We start from the raw sequence: 22012 nt of genomic DNA on the forward strand, positions 1-22012 counted from the left end.
GTATTGGCTGGTTCAGGCGCCGGCCAATACGTTGCCCAACTGGAAAATAGGCAGGTACATGCCGATAACCAGGGCGCCGACCATCGCTCCGACAATCAGCATCAGCATCGGCTCCAGCGTTTGCGTCAGCGTGTCCGCCTGCTGGCGGGTTTTTCTCTCATACCACTGCGCCAATTGGGTAAACAGGCTATCCAATGCCCCGGTTTCCTCGCCCACGCGAATAAGCTGCTGACAAGGGGCGGGGAACAGCGCGCCATATTGCCGCGTCGCGTGATGCAGCGTGTTGCCCTGCCGGATTTCTATTTGTATCTGCCGGATGGCCGCCTGATAAACCGGGTGGTGGATGGCGGCGGCGGCATCCAGTCCTGCCGGCAGCGTCAGCCCGGCGTGTTGCGTCATCGCCAGTACGTTAAATATCTGGCTCAGGCAGCTGCCGCGTATCAAGTGCGCCAGGAGCGGTAATTTCAACAGCCAGACCTGTTCCTTCTCCCGCCAGAAGGGGCTGCGCCGGCGTAGGCTGCAATAGCTCAGTAACGTGGTCAATGCGATGATAAAGCCCGCTAAACCGTAGCGGGCTATCCAGTCCGCCAGATGCAGTAACTGCCGGGTAAACCAGGGAAGCGGCGTGTCGAAAGACGCATACAGGTTGGAAAATTCCGGCAGTACCAGCGTCAGCATCAGCAGGCTGACCAGCATGGCGATGGCTAATACAAAGCAGGGATAACGCAGCGCTTTCACCACCTTCTGACGCAGGCGATACTGCGCCTCCTGTTGCAGCGCCAGCCGCAGGCAGCACTCATCGAGCTTTCCCGTCAGTTCGCCCACGGCGATCAGCGAACGATAGATGACGGGAAAGATATGCGGATATTCCGCTATGGTTTCAGACAGCGCTTTTCCCTGCGCCACCTGGACGCCGATTTCTCTCAGCACGCAGCGCCAGCCCGGACGTTGATGCTGTTCGGTCACCAGATGCAGGGCTTCCAGCAAAGGGAGCCCCGCCTGCAACAGCGTCGCTATTTGTTTGATAAGCTCGCTGAGCTGCTCGCCTTTCCAATAGCCTGGCGTCAGGTAGCGGCCGGTTTTCAGCGATAAAGGCTGATATCCCTGGCTGATTAAACGCGCGTGGGCCAGTCGTCGACGGGCGCTGATTATTTCTCCGTGGACCAGCGTCCCTTCCGGCGTAATGGCCTGCCAGTGGTATAAGCGCTCCAGCCTCATGACGCCGGCTCCTGATGCCATGCGCCCGCGCCGACAATGCGGTAAATCTCCGCTATTGACGTCACCCCCTCATGCACCAGTGATAGCCCGGCTTCAAGCAGCGAGGGGGAGCCCGACTGGCATGCGAGCCGCGATAGCTCGCCGCTGCCGGCGTTATTCGCCAGCGCTTGCTGCAGCTGCGGCGTAATCGGCAGCAGTTCATAGATGGCGACACGATCATAGTAGCCGGACAGACAGTGGCTACAGCCGTTGGCCCGCCAGTTATTCAGCGGACCGCGCCACAGCGCCGCTGGAAAATGAGCGAGCGGGTCGGCCGGCGTTTTACAGCGGGGGCATAAGCGCCGCACCAGACGCTGGGCAATCACCAGTTTCAGGGCGGCGGCGATCAGGTAGCCCGGTATGCCGAGATGGCTCAGCCGGGTGAGGGTTTCCGGCGCGGAATTGGTATGCAGCGTGGACATCACCAGATGCCCGGTTTGCGCCGCTTTGACGGCGATTTCCGCGGTTTCGGCATCGCGGATTTCGCCGACCATGATCACGTCCGGATCCTGACGCAACAGCGCCCGTAATATGCGGCTGAAATCGAGGTCGGCTTTCGGGTTGATCGCCGTCTGATTGATGCCCGGCAGCGGGATTTCAACGGGATCTTCCACGCTGCAGATGTTGCGACTGACATGGTTCAGCCAACTGATGGCGCTGTACAGGGTGACGGTTTTACCGCTGCCGGTGGGGCCGGTCACTAAAATCATCCCTTGCGGCGCATTCAGCACCCGCATCAGCTGCTTCAGGTCGGCGTCCGCCAGCCCCAGTTTGTCCAGCGCCAACGCCTGCCGGCGGGTTTGCAGAATACGCAGCACCACTTTCTCGCCGTGGTGTACCGGTAGGGTGGCAATGCGCAGCGAACAGCTTTGCCGATCCAGCATGATGCTGAACTGCCCGTCCTGCGGCAGTCGCCGCTCGGCGATATTCAGCTTGCCCATGATCTTCAGCCGGGCGGTAATGCGCGCGCTTAACCCGCTCGGCGGCGGCGAGGCTTCCTGCAATACGCCGTCAATGCGCAGGCGTACGCGATAGTCGGCCGGCAGGGGTTCAAAGTGAATATCGGAGGCGCGGCGCTGAATGGCCAGGCGCAATATCTGATTGATAAACTGCACCGCCGGGGCGTCTTCGTCGCTGATGTGGCTTTCAGATTCGGCTTGGTAAGCCTCGGTGGTTTCCTTCACCACGGTTTTTTCCGCGCCTGTTTTGAGCTGCTGCTCCATTCTGGCCCGCGGCCAGTGTTCCAGTAGGATCTGGCGGTTGCTGGCGAAACGCAGCGCCGCCATCATTTCCGCTGACGCCTCGCCGCTGACGGCCACCGATAAGGTCTGCTCATCCATATTCAGCAGTAACGCATGGTAGCGATGGCACACTAGCTGTAATTCGCCGGCAAGATGTTGTGCGTCAGCCATGGTTAACCCGCCGTGTCGTCAAAACGGAAAACATCCTGACAGGCGGATTGCAGGCTGTCCGCCGTGCTTTCGGTGACGCAGTTTTTGGTCCAGCGCGCCGAACCGCTTTCCGTATCCCATACGGGCGTCAGGACGACGCTCAACCCTTGCAGGGTGGATTGTCCGCTTAGGGTGATGACGCCCTGATTAACGCTGACCGCGCTGACGTAGCGTGAGGTTTTACTGCCGGGTATTCCCTGATTTTCCGCGTTGCAGGCGGAAAAAGCCGCATGCTCCAGCCCGCAAAGGTCTACGGCGGTTTTATACGACGCCATCGTTTGCAGCATATCGGTCATGGCCGCCTTTTGCAGGTATCCCTGATAGGCGGGTACGCCGATGGCGCTCAGGATGGCGACAATCGCGATGACGATCATCAACTCTACCAGCGTAAATCCCTGTTGTTTTCCCATGGTGGTTTTCCCCGTTGCGGTGCGTAACGACAAGATAGAAAACGTGGCGGCAGCTGGCGACGGTCGGTGATGAAAACCGGAATACGGCGCGGAGAAGAGTTGCTGATTTGCCGATTATTGAATGGTTTTTGCGAGCGGTTTTGCAATTTCCCAGCGGCAATGAAGCGTAAGATTCAGGACGGAAAGCGATTTTTGCTGTCCTTATTTACTTTGCCGTATGAAAAGGAGTTTTAGAACTGCTCCCTTAATCGGAGGTTCGTATGAAAATCTTGCTAGCGAGGAAAATATTACTGACGGCGATGTTTAGTCTGTTCGCGCTAAGCGCTAATGCGCAAACAAAGACCTATGACGTCGATGTCGGCGTTATCGGCGGCGGCGCCGGAGGCGTCACCGCGACGCTGGTCGCCGCGGAAAACAACCTGAGCGTGGTACTGTTGGAAAAGATGGCGTTTTTAGGCGGAGGCGGCAATCATTTTGAAGGCACCTACGCGTCGGAAAGTCCTATGCAGATTGAGGAAAATAATCCTTACTCACCGGAATTCGCCTTCAAACAAATCATGAATTTTCATCATTGGCGCATCGACCCGAAGCTGTTGCGCACCTTTATCAACGCCACCGGCGACAATATCCGTTACATGATGGCGCACGGCGTTGAATTTGAAAAAATACAGACCATGCAGCCTAAAAATGCCAACCGCACGTGGCATGTGCTGAAAAACAATACCGGCGCCACCATGATCAATGCCTTTGTCAGGGATATCAAAAAATACCCCGATGTGACCATATTGACCAAAACCTCGGGGAAAAAGCTAATCCAGGACGATACCGGCCGGGTAACCGGCATTATCGCCGAAGACACCGCCGGCAATGAAATCATCATCAATGCCAAAGCGGTCATCGTCGCCACCGGCGGTTTCGCCATGAATCGGGAAATGGTGCTGAAATACCTGCGCTTTCCGCTGGAAGGGCAGGGCGCGGCCGGCCGCGTCGGCGATGGGGTCAATATGATGATGGCCGCCGGCGCCGATACCGTCAATATGGAGCTTGGCGCGCAAGCCGGCCCTTGTTTTGACGTGGATGGCAGCTACACCTTTGGCCATGGCGCCAAATATCTCGCCATCGGCGCCCTGGTGCTGCAACCTTTTCTGCACGTCGATATGACCGGCGATCGGTTCTTTGACGAATCACAGCCGCTGGAGTTTATGTCCAACGCCATTGAAGCGCGCGGCGGCAAAACCTGGCATATCATCAATCAGCAGGTGCTTGATGAGCTCCAGAATGGCAAGGGACTGGCCAAAAACCACGGCAATATGCTGGTCAGAGGCACCAGGCTAGATAATCTGCAAACCATTTTGCAACAGGCCATGGCGGAGCCGGGTCCGGTGGTTGTCAAAGCGAATACGCTGGATGAACTGGCCGTTGCCACCGGCATGGATCCTCAGATATTGGCCGCCAGTCTGGACAGGAACAACCGCTATGCCCGGCAAGGCTACGACGAGGAGTTTTATAAGGACCGTATCTACCTGAGAAGTATGGAGGAGGGGCCTTATTACGCGGTGAAGACGGTCATCAAGATGTTCGCCACGCTGGGAGGCGCACGCGTTAATGAAAAATTCCAGGTGCTGGACAAACAGCGGCAAATCATCCCCGGCCTTTATGCCATCGGACAGGATGCCGGCGGTCTTTACAGCGATTCCTACGACATGTCGATCGCCGAAGGCACCGCCAGCGCGTTCGCCATCACCGGCGGCAGGCTGGCGCCGCTCGCCATTGCGGAAGAGGTGAAAAAATAGCCGTGGTTTTCTTACGGTAAAGCCCCCTGGGTAGGGCTATATCTTAGTCACATATTTATCGATAAAAGGTATATGTAAGCTCAGTGTTATTTCGTGCGCGAAAAAGAAAGGTATTTTTATGCCACTTCGCAGCATGCGCCCTCCTCAGGGCGCTCAAACGCCGCAGCCCTGAGAACCCTGGCTTTCGGCTGAAATCATGCCGCTGACGCGGTGCCCTCGGCGCCCATGACCGCTATTCGAGCCTCCAGTGACGCGGGATACTCGCCCCATCCATGGGGCTCGCCCTAACGGGCCAGCACAAGTGCTGTTCAAAAACGCTCCGGGCGTTTTTGTCCGGCGCGGCACTGGTTTTCGCAGCATCCCTGCTGCTCACTCGGCGGTCAAGTTCACCTCGGCATAATTTCTTACGCCGGGTAAGGGCAAAACCCGTTATGAGTCCCTGCATTTGTGTATAAGACGCAGTGCGCAGGGGGCTTTCATAAAACAGCGGTCAGATAAAGCGCATCGATAAATCCAGCGCGCGGACGTGCTTGGTCAGGGCGCCGACGGAAATATAGTCCACGCCGGTTGCGGCGTAGTCGCGCAGCGTCTCGATCGTTACGTTGCCGGAGATTTCCAGCAGGGCGCGGCCCCGGGTGATGTTCACCGCCTCGCGGATGGTTTCCAGACTGAAGTTGTCCAGCATGATGATATCCGCACCGGCGTCCAGCGCCTGTCGCAGCTCATCAAGCGATTCCACCTCCACTTCCACCGGCACGTCGCGGCGCAGTAAAAAGGCGTTCTCCACCGCCTGCCTGATGGAGCCGGCCGCGATGATATGGTTTTCCTTGATCAGGAAGGCATCGGACAGACCGAGCCGGTGGTTATTGCCGCCGCCGCACATCACCGCATATTTCAGCGCGGTGCGCAGCCCCGGAATGGTTTTTCGGGTATCCAGCAACCGGGTGCCGGTGCCTTGCAGCACCGAGACGTAACGGCTGACTTCGCTGGCCACGCCGCACAGCGTTTGCAGGAAATTCAGCGCGGTACGCTCCCCGGTCAGCAGCTGTTTGGCCGGGCCGGCGATATCGCACAGGGTTTGGCCGGGCGCGATGGCGTCGCCATCGGCAACGCGCCAGGTAATGGACGTCGCGTCGCCGAGTTGGGCAAAAACCTCCTCAAGCCAGCGTTTGCCGCAGAAAATGCCCGCCTCGCGGGTGATAATACGGGCTGAGGCCTGGGCGTCATGCGCTAACAGATGGGCGGTAATATCCTGGGAGGCATCCGCCACGCCGCCCAAATCTTCACTTAACGCCAGCCGGACGCTGGCGGGAATATCCTGCTCAATACGATTGAGCAGGTCGGTCTGGCGTTGTTCCTGACTGTAGCGACGCGTTGTCATCACAAAAAGCTCCGAAAGGGGATTCGGGGCTCTATGCTACCCTGTTTGAACGACGACATCCACAAGGAGTAGTTGTTATAATTCAAGGTGTTAAATTGTTAAAAACTGTAGCCCACCACCAGATAATAACCCCAGCCGGTTGATTTCACTTCAAATGGCCCCTGGCCGAAGTTCAGCTCGGCGCCGTCCGCCCACTGTCCGCCGTTGTGGAAATAACGGGCGACGACGGCGTAGTGCCAGTGGTCGTAACCCAGCGACAGAATATGGCTGGAGGCGATGGAGTTGCCGGTGCGCGACCGGCCGTCCTTATTGCGCAGGTCCGAGCCGAAGTCAACGTTGGTGAAACCGATATAGGCGACGTTGCCGCCCCACAGCGCCCCTAACGGATAGGCGTATTTCACTTTGAAACGGTAGCCGTCCCATTCGTTCTCATTGCCGGCGCCATAGTTCTTCCACTGGTATTTGGCGTAGATATTGGTGGAAAGCGATAAGTCGGTGCCGGTATCGATATCGTTGCCCAATCCCACGTACCAGGTGCTTTGCCGCGAATCACTGCTGCGCCCGTGGTCGTAAATGATATTGTTGGCGACATACCACTCTTTGAACGGACCGACGCCAAGGTCGACGCCCGTCAGCTTATCGATGGAAAAGCGCGGTTCAATTTCCACGAACAGCGGCGAGCCATCGTCCCAGGCGCCGCGGTCGTTCGAGTTTCCCACGCCGAAGAACTTCGGCACGTCGACATAGCCGTAAAAATCGAACCAGTCTTTGCGGGCGAACGCCTCGTATTCCAGGTAGACATCGTTGTTCAACTGAGGTCCGAAGCGGGTGTGATAACTCCCCACCACGTTGACGCTCTGATGCCACCAGTCGGAAAGATATTCCGGTTTATTCTCGTCAGCGAGAGCCGGCACGCTGTAGGACAAGGCGACCAAAGCGCCTGCGGCGAAAGTTTTTTTCATATTAATTTCCGTATAGTTAGCAAAGCGCGTTGTGAAGCCGAGTATTGTGAAATAAGTTTTTGTAATACCTGAAAAAAATCGATGGCTATTTCAGGTCGCCATTTTAAATAAAAATTGAAACAGTGCACGTTAGTTAATTCACATATTCATCAAATTGCATAAAAATTGTGATGTGCATCACTATTTTCTGGCGAGCGGGAGAGGAGTAACGCTGCTCGTTTCTGGAGCGATTACCCTGTTTTAAAGAGGGTTTACGGCGGCGTTGCGACGCGCGGGGAAACAATAAAACCTTTTTGTATCCAGCCGGTTAGGTATGGTGTTGAGAAATATGGTACTCTGTCGGCAGGCGCATTCCGGTTAAATACCGTTCCGATTAGCGCGCCAGATTCAGCCCGGCAAACGACATGATGCGAGGTTATCGCCGATGCTTTTGGAAAATGGCTGGTTATCCGAGATAAAACATATTCCTTCCCCCCATTGCGATAGTCGCCCGGACGACGAAGCCCCTTCTCTGCTGGTGATCCATAATATCAGTTTACCGCCGGGGGAATTTGGCGGCCCTTATATCGATCAACTGTTTACCGCGACGCTGGATGCCGACGCCCATCCCTATTTCGCCGCTATCCGCCACTTACGGGTTTCCGCGCACTGCCTTATTCGCCGCGACGGGGAAATTATTCAATATGTTTCTTTCAACCAGCGAGCCTGGCATGCCGGCGTTTCTCAATATGAAGGTCGTGAACGGTGTAACGATTTTTCCATCGGCATCGAGCTGGAAGGAACGGATACGCTACCTTTTACTACAGGACAATATTATCAGCTGGCGGCGGTAACCCGGCTGCTGCTCAGCGCTTACCCCGTTACGCCGTCGCGCATTACCGGACACAGTAATATCGCACCGGGCCGTAAAACCGATCCTGGCCCGGCCTTTGATTGGGATTTATATCACCGCCTGATACGGGAAGGCCGGATAGATAATGACGGGAGCATAAACCGATGACGCTGTTTACATTGTTGCTGGTATTGGCGTGGGAGCGTCTGTTCAAACAGGGTGAGCACTGGCAGCTGGATCACCGCCTTGAAGCGGTGTTTCGCCACCTGTCGCCCCCTTCCTTACTGCAAACCCTGTTTCTGACATTGTGCTGCGTGGGCGGGGTATCGCTCTTGCTATGGCTGGTGGACGGCATCCTGTTCGGACTGATTCTGTTGCTGCTGTGGATCGCCATCAGCCTGATGTGCATCGGGGCGGGGGAGGTGCGTCAGCACTATCGGCGATATCTACAGTCGGCCCGGCGCGGTGAAGTGGGCGCCAGTCAGGAAATGGCGGCGGAGCTGGCTTTGATTCAGGGCTTGCCCGTCGGGGTGGGCGAAAAAGAGCGTTTGCAGGAACTACAGAACGCCTTGCTGTGGATTAATTTCCGCTTTTATCTGGCTCCGCTGTTCTGGTTTATCGTCGCGGGCCCTTATGGTCCCGCCGCCATGGCCGGCTATGCGTTTTTACGCGCCCGGCAGACGTGGCTGGCGCGCCACCATACGCCGCTGGCGCGCGCGCAGTCAGGGGTTGATTCGCTATTGCATTGGCTTGACTGGATCCCGGTGCGTCTGGCCGGCGTGACTTACGCTCTGCTGGGGCATGGCGAGAAGGCGCTGCCGGCCTGGTTCGCTTCCCTGGGGGATTTTCGTAACTCGCAATATTGGGTGTTGACCCAGCTGGCGCAATTTTCGCTGACGCGTGAGCCGCATATCGACCCGGTCGAAACGCCAAAGGCCGCGGTGGCGCTGGCGAAAAAAGTGACGCGGATACTGGTGGTGGTGGTGGCTTTACTGACGATTTATGGCGCGCTGGTGTAAGGCGCAAGAGGAAGAAAAATGGCCGATATGTTCGGCCATTTTTTCGGGCGTCAGGTTAATTAACGGACCTGATTTTTCTGCCTGAGAGCGTAACCGATACCCAGAATAACCAGCCATACCGGGATCAACAGCACGGAGATGCGAATGCCCGGCGTCAGGTACATCACTACCAGAATACCCGCCAGGAACAGCAGACAGATATAGTTGCCCAGCGGGTAAATCAGCGCCCTGAACTTGGTTACCGTCCCTTCGCTGTCTTTTTTCGCCCGGAACTTCAGGTGGGCGAGACTGATCATCGCCCAGTTGATCACCAGCGCGGAGACCACCAGCGCCATCAGCAATTCAAAGGCCTTGCCGGGAATCAGGTAGTTGATCACGACGCAAAGGGCGGTCGCCAGGGCGGAAATGCCGATCGCCACCACCGGTACGCCGCGGCTATCCACCGTTTGCAGCACTTTAGGGCCGTTGCCTTGTTTCGACAGGCCGTACAGCATACGGCTGTTGCAATAAACGCAGCTGTTGTACACCGAGAGCGCGGCGGTCAGCACCACGATATTCAGTACGGTCGCCACCACGTTGCTGTTCAGTTCATGGAAGATCATCACAAACGGACTGCCGCCTTCGACCACTTTGCCCCACGGGTAAAGCGACAGCAGAATGGTCAGGGAACCGATATAAAAGATCAGGATACGGTAGATAACCTGATTGGTGGCGCTGGGAATGCTCTTTTCCGGGTTATCCGCTTCCGCCGCGGTGATGCCGACCAGCTCCAGTCCGCCGAATGAGAACATGATTACCGCCATCGCCATCACCAATCCGCTGGTGCCGTTGGGGAAGAATCCGCCCTGCGCCCACAGGTTGGTGACGGTCGCTTCCGGGCCGCCGGTGCCGCTGAGCAACAGCCAGCCGCCAAAGACGATCATGCCGATGATGGCCGCCACTTTAATGATGGCGAACCAAAATTCCATTTCGCCGTAAATTTTTACGTTCGCCAGATTGATGGCGTTAATCACCAGGAAGAACACGGCGGCGGAAACCCAGGTTGGGATATCAGGCCACCAATACTGGACGTAAATCCCTACGGCGCTCAGTTCCGCCATGGCGACCAGCACATACAGTACCCAGTAGTTCCAGCCGGAAGCGAAGCCGGCGAAGTTGCCCCAATATTTGTAAGCAAAATGGCTGAAAGAACCCGCTACCGGCTCCTCTACCACCATCTCCCCCAGTTGTCGCATAATAAGGAAAGCAATCAGCCCGCCAATCGCATATCCCAAAATAACCGAGGGTCCAGCCATTCTGATTGTTTGAGCGATGCCGAGAAAAAGGCCGGTTCCCACCGCGCCGCCCAGGGCAATCAACTGGATATGACGGTTTTTCAAGCCACGCTTTAGCGCTCCGTCCTGTTGTTGACCATCCATCAAATTTAATCCTCTGCCTTGGTGAGCAATAAAGGCCGATGCGCTCCGCTCGGCCTCACAACTCTTTTACGTTGGTGTAATTTTATTTTTACGATGAGATGTAAACGAATATTGCTTAGCACCTACCGTTGGTCAGAGAATAGTGGCAAGCAAACAAGATTGCACTGATTTCTTCTGGTCTATAAAGAAAAATTATAGTGACATCAATGTCTCACCGCTAAATCATCATCTTACTGGCCGGCAGGCTCTCTTTCCCCGTTTCGGCGATCGCCTTTTTCTTACCATAGAATGAAGTCGCCCGATTTCCTGGGCGAATTGCGACGGGAAATCGCGTTGATTTGAGATTATAAGTGAATAAAAAATTGTTTATTTTGATTTTATATTCATTTATTCGCTGTTTAAACGGTTCAGCAACGCCTGCTTCACGTTTCATAAAAGTTAAAATACAAGCCAGGGCGATAAAGGGGAGTAGCGCAGGCGCGCTATCACTTTGCTGCATATCTTTGGTGCGTTTGTTAAAATATGAGGAGATTGGTGATTTAGCGCCACGTCCTTATGGACAGAAGGTGAATATTTTGTTACTTTAGCGTCACGTTTTTGAAATTGGTAATACCAATTGACTCCGCGCCATTCGCAGAGATGAATCCACCATGGCATACAGCAAGATCCGTCAGCCCAAACTGTCAGATGTGATTGAGCAGCAACTGGAGTTTTTGATCCTTGAGGGAACCTTGCGCCCCGGCGAAAAACTGCCCCCGGAGCGCGAACTGGCCAAACAGTTCGATGTCTCCCGCCCTTCTCTGAGAGAAGCCATTCAACGCCTGGAAGCCAAAGGTTTGCTTTTGCGCCGTCAGGGCGGCGGCACTTTCGTTCAGGCCAATCTATGGCAAAGCGTTAGCGACCCGCTGGCGGAATTACTCAGCAACCATCCCGAATCACAGTTTGATTTGCTGGAAACCCGCCATGCGCTGGAAGGCATTGCCGCCTACTATGCCGCCCTGCGCGGGACCGAGTCGGATTTGCAGCGCATCCGGGATTGTCATGACGTCATCCAGCAGGCCAGGGACGCGGGCGATTTGGCGGCGGAGTCGGAAGCGGTGATGCAGTATCAGGTGGCCGTAACGGAAGCGACCCATAACGTGGTGCTGCTGCACCTGCTGCGTTGTATGGGGCCGATGCTGGAACAGAACGTAAGACAGAATTTTGAATTGCTTTATCTAAGCCGGGAAGTGCTGGCGCAGGTGAGCATTCATCGCGCCAGTATTTTTGCGGCGATTGTTGCCCGCGAGCCGGAAAAGGCGCGCGAAGCATCACACCGCCATCTGGCGTTTATTGAGGAAGTATTGCTGGATCTTAACCGGGAAAATAGCCGACGAGAAAGGTCATTGCGCCGGCTCCAGCAACGCAGAGATTGAGCGTCCTATTTTGTATTTCGGGGCTCTGAATTGCGGCGACTACGATGATGAGCCTGTCTTCATGTGCTTTACTCGGATCCAGGGACGGGTCAGAGCACAGGAAGACAGGCTCCAACAAACCAACTTATTAGAGAAGATAAGGAATAACCATGTCAGATCGTTTAAATAATGACGTGGATCCGATCGAAACCCGCGACTGGCTGCAGGCGATCGAATCGGTCATCCGTGAAGAGGGTGTTGAGCGCGCTCAGTTCCTGATTGATCAGGTATTGAGCGAAGCGCGTAAAGGCGGGGTGAAAGTTGCCGCCGGCAGCGCCGCGCGTCAATACGTCAACACCATCGCAGTGGAAGACGAGCCGGAATATCCGGGTAATCTGGATCTGGAAGGCCGTATTCGCTCGGCGATCCGCTGGAACGCGGTAATGACGGTGCTGCGCGCTTCGAAAAAAGATCTGGACCTGGGCGGCCATATGGCCTCTTTCCAGTCTTCCGCCACCTTCTACGAAGTGTGTTTCAACCACTTCTTCCGCGCGCGTAATGCGCAGGACGGCGGCGATCTGGTGTACTTCCAGGGGCACATTTCTCCCGGCATTTACGCCCGTGCTTTCCTTGAGGGCCGTCTGACCGAAGAGCAGATGAACAACTTCCGTCAGGAAGTGCATGGCAAAGGCCTCTCTTCTTACCCGCATCCCAAACTGATGCCGGAATTCTGGCAGTTCCCCACCGTCTCCATGGGCCTGGGCCCGATTGGCGCCATCTATCAGGCTAAGTTCCTGAAATACCTTGAGCACCGCGGCCTGAAAGACACCTCTAAGCAAACCGTTTACGCCTTCCTGGGCGACGGCGAAATGGACGAACCGGAATCCAAGGGCGCGATCACCATCGCCACCCGTGAAAAACTGGACAACCTGGTTTTCGTCATCAACTGTAACCTGCAACGTCTGGACGGGCCGGTTACCGGCAACGGCAAGATCATCAACGAACTGGAAGGCATCTTCGCAGGCGCCGGCTGGGAAGTGATCAAGGTTATCTGGGGCGGACGCTGGGACGAACTGCTGCGTAAAGACACCAGCGGCAAACTGGTCCAGCTGATGAATGAAACCGTCGACGGCGACTATCAGACCTTTAAATCCAAAAACGGCGCCTATGTACGCGAGCACTTCTTCGGTAAATACCCGGAAACCGCCGCGCTGGTCAAAGACTGGACCGACGATCAGATTTGGGCGTTGAACCGCGGCGGCCATGACTCGAAGAAAGTCTATGCCGCGCTGAAAAAAGCCCAGGAAACCAAAGGCAAGCCGGTGGTTATTCTGGCGCATACCATTAAAGGCTATGGTATGGGTGAGGCGGCGGAAGGTAAAAACATCGCCCACCAGGTCAAGAAAATCAATATTGAAGGCGTGCGTTACTTCCGCGATCGTTTCAATGTGCCGGTCAGCGACGACAACGTCGAAAAACTGCCGTACATCACCTTCGACAAAGACTCCGCGGAATACAAATATCTGCATGAACGCCGTCAGGCGCTGGAAGGCTACCTGCCGTCCCGTCAGCCGAAATTCAGTGAAAAACTGGAGCTGCCGACGCTGGAGGATTTCAACACCCTGCTGGAAGAGCAGAACAAAGAGATCTCCACCACCATCGCTTTCGTGCGCGCCCTGAACGTGATGCTGAAGAACAAGTCGATCAAGGATCGTCTGGTGCCGATCATCGCCGACGAAGCGCGTACCTTCGGTATGGAAGGTCTGTTCCGTCAGATCGGTATCTACAGCCCGAACGGTCAGCAGTACACTCCGCAGGACCGCGAGCAGGTCGCCTACTACAAAGAAGACGAGAAAGGCCAGATCCTGCAGGAAGGGATTAACGAACTGGGGGCCGGCTCATCCTGGCTGGCGGCGGCGACCTCCTACAGCACCAACGATCTGCCGATGATCCCGTTCTACATCTACTATTCGATGTTCGGTTTCCAACGCATCGGCGATCTGTGCTGGGCGGCCGGCGACCAACAGGCGCGCGGCTTTCTGATCGGCGGCACCTCCGGGCGCACCACGCTGAACGGCGAAGGTCTGCAGCATGAAGACGGCCACAGCCATATTCAGTCGCTGACCATCCCGAACTGTATTTCCTACGATCCGGCCTATGCTTACGAAGTGGCCGTCATCATGCATGACGGTTTGCATCGCATGTACGGCGAAGCGCAGGAAAACATTTATTACTACATCACCACGCTGAACGAAAACTACCATATGCCCGCCATGCCGCAGGGTGCGGAAGAGGGTATCCGCAAGGGTATCTATAAGCTGGAAACGGTGGAAGGCGGCAAAGGCAAAGTCCAGCTGCTGGGCTCCGGCTCCATCCTGCGTCACGTGCGTGAAGCGGCGCAGATTCTGGCCAAAGATTACGGCATCGGTTCCGACGTGTTCAGCGTTACCTCCTTCACCGAACTGGCGCGCGACGGCCAGGACTGTGAACGCTGGAATATGCTGCACCCGACCGAGGAAGCGCGCGTTCCCTATGTGGCTCAGGTATTGAGCGATGCGCCGGCCGTAGCTTCAACCGACTATATGAAGCTGTTCGCCGAACAAATCCGCAACTTCATTCCGGCCAGCGATTACCGCGTACTGGGTACTGACGGTTTCGGACGTTCCGACAGCCGTGAGAATCTGCGCCACCACTTTGAAGTGGATGCGTCTTACGTCGTGGTTGCGGCCCTGGGTGAACTGGCCAAACGCGGTGAAATCGACAAGAAAGTGGTTGCCGAGGCGATCGCCAAATTCGAGATCGATGCAGATAAAGTCAACCCGCGTCTGGCATAAGAGGTAAAGATTACATGGCTATCGAAATCAAGGTACCGGATATCGGTGCAGATGAAGTTGAAGTCACCGAAGTGCTGGTGAAGGTGGGCGACAAGGTGGAAGCCGAGCAGTCGCTGATAACCGTAGAGGGCGATAAGGCCTCGATGGAAGTGCCTTCCCCGCAGGCCGGTGTGGTTAAAGAGATCAAGGTTGCGGTCGGCGATAAAGTCGAAACCGGCAAACTGATTATGATTTTCGATTCCGCCGACGGCGCGGCCGATGCCGCGCCCGCCAAGGCCGAAGAGAAGCAGGAAGAAGCCAAACCGGCGGCCGCGCCGGCAGCCGGCGCCAGCAAAGAGGTTGCGGTGCCGGATATCGGCGATGACGAAGTCGAAGTCACCGAAGTGCTGGTGAAAGTGGGCGACAAGGTGGAAGCCGAGCAGTCGCTGATCACCGTGGAAGGCGACAAGGCCTCCATGGAAGTGCCGGCGCCGTTCGCCGGCACCGTGAAAGAGATCAAAATCAACACCGGCGATAAAGTGAAAACCGGCTCGCCGATTATGGTGTTTGAAGTGGCGGGCGCGGGTGATGCCGCACCGGCCGCGGCGCCAGAGGAAAGCAAAGCGGAGGCCGCTCCGGCCGCCAGCGGCGCGCCTGCCGCGAAAGACGTTAGCGTGCCGGACATCGGCGATGACGAAGTCGAAGTCACCGAAGTGCTGGTGAAAGTGGGCGATAAGGTGGAAGCCGAGCAGTCGCTGATCACCGTGGAAGGCGACAAAGCGTCGATGGAAGTGCCCGCGCCGTTCGCCGGCACCGTCAAAGAGATTAAAATCAACACCGGCGACAAAGTGAAAACCGGCTCGCCGATTATGGTGTTTGAAGTGGCGGGCGCCGCGCCTGCTTCCGCCCTGGCGGCGAAACAGGAAGCGGCTCCGGCTAAGCAGGAAGCCAAAGCCGCCGCGCCGGCGCCGGCGGCGAAAGCTGACGGCAAGGGCGAGTTTGCCGAGAACGACGCTTACGTTCACGCCACGCCGGTTATCCGTCGTCTGGCCCGTGAATTCGGCGTCAATCTGGCGAAGGTGAAAGGCACCGGTCGTAAAGGCCGTATCCTGCGCGAAGACGTTCAGGCCTATGTGAAAGAGGCGGTTAAACGCGCCGAGTCCGCGCCGGCCGCCGCCAGCGGCGGGAGCCTGCCGGGTCTGTTGCCCTGGCCGAAAGTGGATTTCAGCAAGTTCGGCGAAGTGGAAGAAGTGGAGCTGGGTCGCATCCAGAAGATCTCCGGCGCCAACCTGAGCCGTAACTGGGTGGTCATCCCGCACGTTACGCACTTCGACAAAACGGATATCACCGAGCTGGAAGCGTTCCGTAAACAGCAGAACGCGGAAGCGGAGAAGCGTAAACTGGATGTGAAAATTACCCCGGTGGTTTTCATCATGAAAGCCGTTGCCGCCGCCCTTGAGCAGTTGCCGCGTTTCAACAGTTCGCTGTCCGAAGATGCCCAGCGTCTGACGCTGAAAAAATATATCAATATCGGCGTGGCGGTCGATACGCCGAACGGTCTGGTGGTTCCGGTGTTCAAAGATGTGAACAAGAAAGGCATCATCGAACTGTCTCGCGAACTGGCGACTATCTCCAAGAAAGCGCGCGATGGTAAGCTGACCGCCGGCGAAATGCAGGGGGGATGCTTCACTATCTCCAGCATCGGCGGCCTTGGCACGACGCATTTCGCGCCGATTGTCAACGCGCCGGAAGTGGCTATCCTGGGCGTGTCCAAGTCCGCGATAGAACCGGTCTGGAACGGTAAAGAGTTTACGCCGCGTCTGATGCTGCCGATATCTCTGTCCTTCGACCACCGTGTCATTGACGGTGCTGATGGTGCGCGCTTTATTACCATCATCAACAACACATTGTCTGACATCCGCCGTCTGGTGATGTAATCGAAAAGCCGGCCTGACGGCCGGCTTTTTCTGATAAGCTGTTATTCGCTACGGCTATCAGTGATTAAGGACAAATCGTTAGTCGCATGTTGTTTCAAAGTTGTTAACAATTTTGTAAGCTACCGCGGCAAAGACACGTCCCGGTGGAAGAGGGCGTTAAGATTCGATAACAATAACGTCACAGGCCCGCCGGAAATTAATTAAGAGGTCATGATGAGTACTGAAATTAAAGCTCAGGTGGTGGTACTTGGTGCCGGCCCCGCAGGCTATTCCGCGGCATTCCGCGCTGCGGACCTAGGCCTGGAAACCGTACTGGTGGAGCGCTACGCCACGCTGGGTGGCGTGTGTCTGAACGTCGGCTGTATCCCTTCCAAAGCCTTACTGCACGTCGCCAAAGTGATTGAAGAAGCCAAAGCGCTGGCGGAACACGGCATTGTGTTCGGCGAACCCAAAACCGATATTGATAAAATCCGCCTGTGGAAAGAAAAAGTCATCACCCAGCTGACCGGCGGCCTGTCCGGCATGGCGAAGGCGCGCAAGGTGAAAGTGGTTAACGGCCTGGGCAAATTCACCGGCGCCAACACGCTGGAAGTGGACGGCGAAAACGGTAAAACGACGATCAATTTCGACAACGCCATCATCGCGGCGGGCTCCCGTCCGATCCAACTGCCGTTTATTCCCCATGATGACCCGCGCGTATGGGATTCCACCGATGCGCTGGAGCTGAAAAGCGTGCCGGAACGCCTGTTGATTATGGGCGGCGGCATTATCGGTCTGGAAATGGGCACCGTGTACCACGCGCTGGGTTCGCAGATCGACGTGGTGGAAATGTTCGATCAGGTGATCCCCGCCGCCGATAAAGACATCGTCAAAGTGTTTACCAAGCGTATCAGCAAGCAGTTTACGCTGATGCTGGAAACCAAAGTGACCGCGGTGGAAGCCAAAGAAGACGGCATCTACGTGACGATGGAAGGCAAGAAAGCGCCCGCCGAACCGCAGCGTTATGACGCGGTGCTGGTGGCCATCGGCCGCGTGCCGAACGGTAAAAACCTGGATGCGGGCAAAGCGGGCGTAGAAGTGGACGATCGCGGCTTTATCCGCGTGGATAAGCAGCTGCGTACCAACGTGCCGCACATCTATGCCATCGGCGACATCGTCGGTCAGCCGATGCTGGCGCACAAAGGGGTGCACGAAGGCCATGTCGCCGCGGAAGTTATCGCCGGCAAGAAACATTACTTCGACCCGAAAGTGATCCCGTCCATTGCCTATACCGAGCCGGAAGTGGCCTGGGTCGGGCTGACCGAGAAAGAAGCGAAAGAGAAAGGCATCAGCTACGAAACGGCTACCTTCCCGTGGGCGGCGTCGGGCCGCGCCATCGCTTCCGATTGTTCAGACGGTATGACCAAACTGATTTTCGACAAAGAGACCCATCGCGTTATCGGCGGAGCGATTGTCGGCACCAACGGCGGCGAGCTGTTGGGTGAAATCGGTCTGGCGATTGAGATGGGTTGCGATGCGGAAGATATCGCGCTGACCATCCATGCGCACCCGACGCTGCATGAATCCGTCGGTCTGGCGGCCGAGATTTATGAAGGCAGCATCACCGACCTGCCGAACCCGAAAGCCAAGAAAAAGTAATCGCGTCTATCGCACGGTGAAAAACCAAAATCCGGCAGATTATGCCGGATTTTTTTATGGCGGGCTGTTCTGCCCGCCGCTCCCTGCTTTTTTTAGCCGGTTGCGCGGAATGTGGCGTCGGCCCGGTTATTTGCCGCCCAACGTTTTACAATTTCGTCTCAAGGAAAAACAACGTCTTATCTTTGGGACTACTATAATGTACATTTCACGACGAGCACCGTTCTGGTTGCTGGCGGCCTGCCTGATCGCTCCTTCACTTATGGCGCACGACATGACCTACCAAACTTCGGCGGTGACGGATGAAGGACTGCCCTCATTTTACCCACAGCTTAAACAGCAAATGACTTACCCGGACTCCTGGCTGGTAAGCGAGCATTTTCGCTTCCCAGACTGGAAGCACCACGCTCGCCGGACGCTGCGCGCTTTGCTGCTGACGCCCGACTCGACCATCGCTTTCGCGCCGCAGACGCTTGACCGGCAGGATCGCGGCAGCTATCTGGCTGAGAAAGTCGCGTTTAACCTGACGGATGAAAGCCGGGTCGGCGCATTATTGCTGACGCCTAAATCTCCCGGACCTCATCCCGCGGTGATCCTGCTGCACGATCACGGATCGAAATTCGATATCGGCAAAGAGAAAGTGATCAAACCCTGGGGCAACGAGCAGCGGCTGGTTTCCGCCCAGGCGTGGGCGGATAAGTTTTTCTCCGGACGTTTTATTGGCGATGAACTGGCGCAACGCGGCTATGTGGTATTGGCGGTGGACGCGCTGGGCTGGGGCGATCGCGGACCGATGCAGTACGAACGCCAGCAGGCGCTGGCGAGCAATTTCTTCAATCTGGGGCGTTCGCTGGCGGGGCTGATGGCCTATGAGGATATGCGGGCCGCGGACTTTCTGGCTTCGCTGCCGCAGGTGGACGCAGAGCGTATCGGCGCGCTCGGGTTTTCCCTGGGCGCATACCGCGCCTGGCAGCTGGCGGCGCTGTCCGACAGGGTGGCCGCCACGGCGGCGGTAGCGTGGATCGGCACCTACAGCGGGCTGATGACGCCGGGGAATAACGTGCTGCGCGGCCAGTCGGCCTTTTATATGCTGCATCCCGGACTGTCGGCGCGCCTGGATTTCCCCGATGTCGCCAGCATTGCCGCACCCAACCCGATGCTGTTTTTCAACGGCGCCGCGGATAGCTTATTCCCGAGCGATTCGGTGCGGGAGGCGTACGGCAAAATGCGCCGCGTCTGGCAGTCGCAGCAGGCGGACGACAAACTGGAAACCCGAATCTGGCCGGAGCTGGGCCACGTTTTCGAGCGGCAGCAGCAGGAAGCGGCGTTTAACTGGCTGGATCGGTGGCTGAATGTTGCCGGGCAGTAACAACGTCCGCATCAGGCGCCTAAGCGCGATGCTACCGTTCATTTTTCATATGGGTATAAATTTATAATAAATTTGATACCCATTAGGGCTGCTGCTAGTATTTTACTCGTTGGCGTTTATTTCCACGCTTAGCGACCGGCTCAAGTGAGGCAATAATTAGCCGGTGATTATCCAGAAGTTAACCGGCCTGTTTGTGGAATTTGTCCACTCGCCATCAGGTATCAGTAAGGAGATTGAGTATGACTAATACCATGTCCCAAAAAACAGCGCGGGAAGGTTTAGGTAATCCCGAACTTTTTGAAGGCGGCGTCTTTGTCACCAAAAACGGAGTCGCCGAGCTTTTTGTGCAGACGGCCGCGGAACGGCAAGCCGAACTGGCTGAAAGAGCCCGAGAGCGTCAGATTAACGCCCTGTTGAAACTCGTTATGAAAGGGAAACACGACATCGCCAACGATCGCAAAATGTCCCCTGAAGAAGCAAAACAGCGTCTACGCAATGCGCGGGGATAACGGGAAGTAATCAATGAATAAAATGGTGGTTTTGGCGCAGACGGCCTTTGATAGCTTACGTGAAATCGAGTTTTATAAGTCTGCTATTATCGGGCCGCAGCAAGCCGCAATTTTTGTCGATAATCTGATTGATCGCTCCGTAGCCAGCATTAGCCGTTCCCCCGCGCTCTACAAATTTAATCCGGATTTGGCTGACAAAGGCATTCAGGTGCGAGAATGGTTGGATATTCACCACGGCTATCGTTGTTTTTACGATGACAGAGGCCCGGAGATTGAAATCCTGCTGTATGCCAGCACCAGACAAGATTTTGAGGCGGCACTTTACCGCCACAGTATTATTTATGCCGACTCATCGATTGAGTAGATAGGAGCGCGGCTTATGCCGGCGTGTCTATCAGCAGCTCCAGCAGATAGCGCAGATCCCCCGCGTCTTGCAGCGCGCAGCGAGCCAGAATCCGCTGGCTATCCACATGCGGCGATGCGCTGATGTTCTGCGCCAGCTTCGCGCCGAGATCGGTGGGTTTCGTCACCGTTTCCCGCCGGGTAACGCGGCGGGTCAGCGTTGAGCCGTCGCGCAGAAACAGGGTGACTTCATGGAAACGGGCGTCCGGATCCAGTTCGTCCGGCGGCGCGCTATCATCCGCCAGCCGGGTAACCTTGTCCGCCAGCGCGGCGATAGCCGGATCCACCGCACCTTCCGCAAACCGTGCCAGTTTCAGCTCGCCTTCCAGCAGCGCCGCGGCAATCACATACTCCAGACTAAAGCGCGCTTCCACACCGGTGGCGGCTTTACGGATAAATGGGGCGGTATCGCCGCCGGGCGGGAAAGAGACGGAGATGCTGGTTATATCATCCGTCAATGATGCGCCGCTTTCCCGCTGCGCCTGCCACTGCTCCCTGAGCGCGAAAGCCGCTTCCGCCGCGCTGTGGGTGCCGCCGCAGGTCGGGTAGCGTTTGAACTCCAGGCCGGGAGACAGGATCCGCCACGGCGCCCCCCAGGATTCGACAAGCAGTTGCGGCTGCTGTTTCTGGTCGCCGTGCGCGGCCAGAAAGGCTTCCACAACCCGTTGGGCGTTGCCGTTGAAACCGGCCAGCCCGAGTTTAACCGCGGTGAGGCCGGCTCTTGCCGCCAGTCCGGCATGCAACGGCTTGGCCGCGGAACCAAACTGGGCGCGCAAACCGGCGGCCTGCGTCGCCGCCAGGCCGAGGATATTCCGCGTCTGCGCGGCGGAGGCGCCGGCCAGCCGCGCCGCCGCTGCCGCCGCCGCAATGGTTCCCAGCGTGGCGGTGCTGTGATAGCCAAGGCTATAGTGGCGCGAGCCGCTGGCCAGGCCGATGCGTCCTGCGGCCTCCACCCCGATAACGTAGGCGGTGAGAAACGCCGCTTCGGTTATGGCGGAGTTTTCCGCAGCCAGGGCGAACAGGGCCGGCAGGATCACGGTGCCGGAATGGCCGCGAAACGCCGGCTGATAGTCATCAAAGTCCAGCGCGTGGCCGGCGTACCCCAGAATCAGGCTGTTCGTCAGGCTGTCGGCGCCGCTAAATACCTGCTTTAACGGATAAAGCCCGCTGTCGGCGATAGCGCCCTGGGTAATGGGCAGGGCGGCGGCGACAAAATCGGTGACGCCCCGACGCGCGGCGTCAACGGCCGCCCGGTCTGGCGAACTGTGGGTAACGTAATCGGCGAAGGTAGCGGTTAAATCGGCAACGTTAGTCATAAATAGTGCAAAATCAGCAGTGGAAGATACCTTAATCTACTGCGCCCGGCCGACGGATGATTAATAGCCAAACGTAATGAATCATTCTTTTCGGCTATTAAGGGCGTAATGGCG

General features: G+C 56.7%; 18 protein-coding genes. 10 read left to right on the forward strand and 8 right to left on the reverse strand.

Going from position 1 to position 22012, the window contains the following annotated elements; genetic code table 11:
- Positions 1-12: 12 nt before the first annotated feature.
- Genes hofC through ppdD form a run of 3 tightly spaced genes read right to left on the reverse strand, consistent with a single transcriptional unit; the run spans position 13 to position 3118 of the window.
- Complete coding sequence (gene hofC / locus DDT56_RS09050; RefSeq protein ID WP_136166120.1) at positions 13-1218, reverse strand: protein transport protein HofC; 1206 nt, start codon at positions 1216-1218, stop codon at positions 13-15.
- Positions 1215-2669, reverse strand: coding sequence for a type II secretion system protein GspE (gene gspE, locus DDT56_RS09055; protein ID WP_136166121.1), 1455 nt, complete (start codon positions 2667-2669; stop codon positions 1215-1217). Before gspE ends, hofC begins: the two co-directional genes overlap by 4 nt.
- Positions 2670-2671: 2 nt before the next feature.
- Positions 2672-3118 carry a prepilin peptidase-dependent pilin gene (ppdD, locus tag DDT56_RS09060; RefSeq protein ID WP_136166122.1) on the reverse strand — a complete coding sequence of 149 codons (447 nt, stop codon included), beginning with the start codon at positions 3116-3118 and terminating at the stop codon, positions 2672-2674.
- A gap of 260 nt (positions 3119-3378) precedes the next feature.
- On the opposite strand from ppdD, the gene DDT56_RS09065 reads away from it, so the two are divergent.
- Positions 3379-4911: an FAD-dependent oxidoreductase gene (locus DDT56_RS09065; RefSeq protein ID WP_136166123.1), complete on the forward strand. Its 1533-nt coding sequence runs from the start codon at positions 3379-3381 to the stop codon at positions 4909-4911.
- Between the two features lie 490 nt (positions 4912-5401).
- On the opposite strand, the gene nadC is transcribed toward DDT56_RS09065, so the two are convergent.
- Positions 5402-6292, reverse strand: coding sequence for a carboxylating nicotinate-nucleotide diphosphorylase (nadC, locus tag DDT56_RS09070; RefSeq protein ID WP_136166188.1), 891 nt, complete (start codon positions 6290-6292; stop codon positions 5402-5404).
- Positions 6293-6390: 98 nt separating this feature from the next.
- Positions 6391-7254, reverse strand: coding sequence for a nucleoside-specific channel-forming protein Tsx (locus DDT56_RS09075; protein ID WP_136166124.1), 864 nt, complete (start codon positions 7252-7254; stop codon positions 6391-6393).
- Between the two features lie 424 nt (positions 7255-7678).
- On the opposite strand from DDT56_RS09075, the gene ampD reads away from it, so the two are divergent.
- Together ampD and ampE are read left to right on the forward strand one after the other, a co-directional pair.
- Positions 7679-8254 (forward strand): 1,6-anhydro-N-acetylmuramyl-L-alanine amidase AmpD, encoded by a 576-nt coding sequence (gene ampD / locus DDT56_RS09080; RefSeq protein ID WP_136166125.1) that lies wholly within the window; start codon positions 7679-7681, stop codon positions 8252-8254.
- Positions 8251-9105: a beta-lactamase regulator AmpE gene (ampE, locus tag DDT56_RS09085; protein WP_136166126.1), complete on the forward strand. Its 855-nt coding sequence runs from the start codon at positions 8251-8253 to the stop codon at positions 9103-9105. The genes ampD and ampE overlap by 4 nt, the downstream gene beginning before the upstream one ends.
- Positions 9106-9164: 59 nt before the next feature.
- Here the strand turns inward: ampE and DDT56_RS09090 are convergent, their stop codons facing one another.
- Entirely contained in the window at positions 9165-10523 is a 1359-nt protein-coding gene (locus DDT56_RS09090) for an amino acid permease (RefSeq protein ID WP_136166127.1), read from the reverse strand.
- Between the two features lie 217 nt (positions 10524-10740).
- Positions 10741-11022: a hypothetical protein gene (locus DDT56_RS24380; RefSeq protein WP_168197595.1), complete on the reverse strand. Its 282-nt coding sequence runs from the start codon at positions 11020-11022 to the stop codon at positions 10741-10743.
- Between the two features lie 151 nt (positions 11023-11173).
- On the opposite strand from DDT56_RS24380, the gene pdhR reads away from it, so the two are divergent.
- From pdhR to DDT56_RS09130, 7 genes are all read left to right on the forward strand, one after another.
- A complete protein-coding gene (gene pdhR / locus DDT56_RS09100; RefSeq protein ID WP_136166129.1) occupies positions 11174-11938 on the forward strand; it encodes a pyruvate dehydrogenase complex transcriptional repressor PdhR in 765 nt (254 codons plus the stop codon).
- A gap of 149 nt (positions 11939-12087) precedes the next feature.
- Positions 12088-14751, forward strand: coding sequence for a pyruvate dehydrogenase (acetyl-transferring), homodimeric type (aceE, locus tag DDT56_RS09105; protein ID WP_136166130.1), 2664 nt, complete (start codon positions 12088-12090; stop codon positions 14749-14751).
- 14 nt (positions 14752-14765) lie between these two features.
- Positions 14766-16667 carry a pyruvate dehydrogenase complex dihydrolipoyllysine-residue acetyltransferase gene (gene aceF / locus DDT56_RS09110; protein ID WP_136166131.1) on the forward strand — a complete coding sequence of 634 codons (1902 nt, stop codon included), beginning with the start codon at positions 14766-14768 and terminating at the stop codon, positions 16665-16667.
- 213 nt (positions 16668-16880) lie between these two features.
- Positions 16881-18305 carry a dihydrolipoyl dehydrogenase gene (lpdA, locus tag DDT56_RS09115; RefSeq protein ID WP_136166189.1) on the forward strand — a complete coding sequence of 475 codons (1425 nt, stop codon included), beginning with the start codon at positions 16881-16883 and terminating at the stop codon, positions 18303-18305.
- A 196-nt stretch (positions 18306-18501) separates the two neighbouring features.
- On the forward strand, positions 18502-19671 hold the full coding sequence (locus DDT56_RS09120) for a dienelactone hydrolase family protein (RefSeq protein WP_168197596.1): 1170 nt from the start codon (positions 18502-18504) through the stop codon (positions 19669-19671).
- A gap of 239 nt (positions 19672-19910) precedes the next feature.
- Positions 19911-20180: a hypothetical protein gene (locus DDT56_RS09125; protein ID WP_136166132.1), complete on the forward strand. Its 270-nt coding sequence runs from the start codon at positions 19911-19913 to the stop codon at positions 20178-20180.
- 13 nt (positions 20181-20193) lie between these two features.
- Positions 20194-20544: a type II toxin-antitoxin system RelE/ParE family toxin gene (locus DDT56_RS09130; RefSeq protein ID WP_136166133.1), complete on the forward strand. Its 351-nt coding sequence runs from the start codon at positions 20194-20196 to the stop codon at positions 20542-20544.
- A gap of 13 nt (positions 20545-20557) precedes the next feature.
- Here DDT56_RS09130 and DDT56_RS09135 read toward each other — a convergent pair whose 3' ends face one another.
- Positions 20558-21898 (reverse strand): MmgE/PrpD family protein, encoded by a 1341-nt coding sequence (locus tag DDT56_RS09135; RefSeq protein ID WP_136166134.1) that lies wholly within the window; start codon positions 21896-21898, stop codon positions 20558-20560.
- Between the last annotated feature and the right edge of the window lie 114 nt (positions 21899-22012).

The sequence above is a fragment of the Brenneria corticis genome, assembly GCF_003115855.1.
In the GTDB taxonomy this organism is placed as follows: Bacteria; Pseudomonadota; Gammaproteobacteria; order Enterobacterales; family Enterobacteriaceae; genus Brenneria; species Brenneria corticis.

What these genes read in the sequence shown, in the direction of transcription:
- hofC (WP_136166120.1), bottom strand. Translation starts at nt 1,218, where the DNA reads ATGAGGCTGGAGCGCTTATACCACTGGCAGGCCATTACGCCGGAAGGG.
- gspE (WP_136166121.1), bottom strand. Translation starts at nt 2,669, where the DNA reads ATGGCTGACGCACAACATCTTGCCGGCGAATTACAGCTAGTGTGCCAT.
- ppdD (WP_136166122.1), bottom strand. Translation starts at nt 3,118, where the DNA reads ATGGGAAAACAACAGGGATTTACGCTGGTAGAGTTGATGATCGTCATC.
- DDT56_RS09065 (WP_136166123.1), top strand. Translation starts at nt 3,379, where the DNA reads ATGAAAATCTTGCTAGCGAGGAAAATATTACTGACGGCGATGTTTAGT.
- nadC (WP_136166188.1), bottom strand. Translation starts at nt 6,292, where the DNA reads ATGACAACGCGTCGCTACAGTCAGGAACAACGCCAGACCGACCTGCTC.
- DDT56_RS09075 (WP_136166124.1), bottom strand. Translation starts at nt 7,254, where the DNA reads ATGAAAAAAACTTTCGCCGCAGGCGCTTTGGTCGCCTTGTCCTACAGC.
- ampD (WP_136166125.1), top strand. Translation starts at nt 7,679, where the DNA reads ATGCTTTTGGAAAATGGCTGGTTATCCGAGATAAAACATATTCCTTCC.
- ampE (WP_136166126.1), top strand. Translation starts at nt 8,251, where the DNA reads ATGACGCTGTTTACATTGTTGCTGGTATTGGCGTGGGAGCGTCTGTTC.
- DDT56_RS09090 (WP_136166127.1), bottom strand. Translation starts at nt 10,523, where the DNA reads ATGGATGGTCAACAACAGGACGGAGCGCTAAAGCGTGGCTTGAAAAAC.
- DDT56_RS24380 (WP_168197595.1), bottom strand. Translation starts at nt 11,022, where the DNA reads ATGCAGCAAAGTGATAGCGCGCCTGCGCTACTCCCCTTTATCGCCCTG.
- pdhR (WP_136166129.1), top strand. Translation starts at nt 11,174, where the DNA reads ATGGCATACAGCAAGATCCGTCAGCCCAAACTGTCAGATGTGATTGAG.
- aceE (WP_136166130.1), top strand. Translation starts at nt 12,088, where the DNA reads ATGTCAGATCGTTTAAATAATGACGTGGATCCGATCGAAACCCGCGAC.
- aceF (WP_136166131.1), top strand. Translation starts at nt 14,766, where the DNA reads ATGGCTATCGAAATCAAGGTACCGGATATCGGTGCAGATGAAGTTGAA.
- lpdA (WP_136166189.1), top strand. Translation starts at nt 16,881, where the DNA reads ATGAGTACTGAAATTAAAGCTCAGGTGGTGGTACTTGGTGCCGGCCCC.
- DDT56_RS09120 (WP_168197596.1), top strand. Translation starts at nt 18,502, where the DNA reads ATGTACATTTCACGACGAGCACCGTTCTGGTTGCTGGCGGCCTGCCTG.
- DDT56_RS09125 (WP_136166132.1), top strand. Translation starts at nt 19,911, where the DNA reads ATGACTAATACCATGTCCCAAAAAACAGCGCGGGAAGGTTTAGGTAAT.
- DDT56_RS09130 (WP_136166133.1), top strand. Translation starts at nt 20,194, where the DNA reads ATGAATAAAATGGTGGTTTTGGCGCAGACGGCCTTTGATAGCTTACGT.
- DDT56_RS09135 (WP_136166134.1), bottom strand. Translation starts at nt 21,898, where the DNA reads ATGACTAACGTTGCCGATTTAACCGCTACCTTCGCCGATTACGTTACC.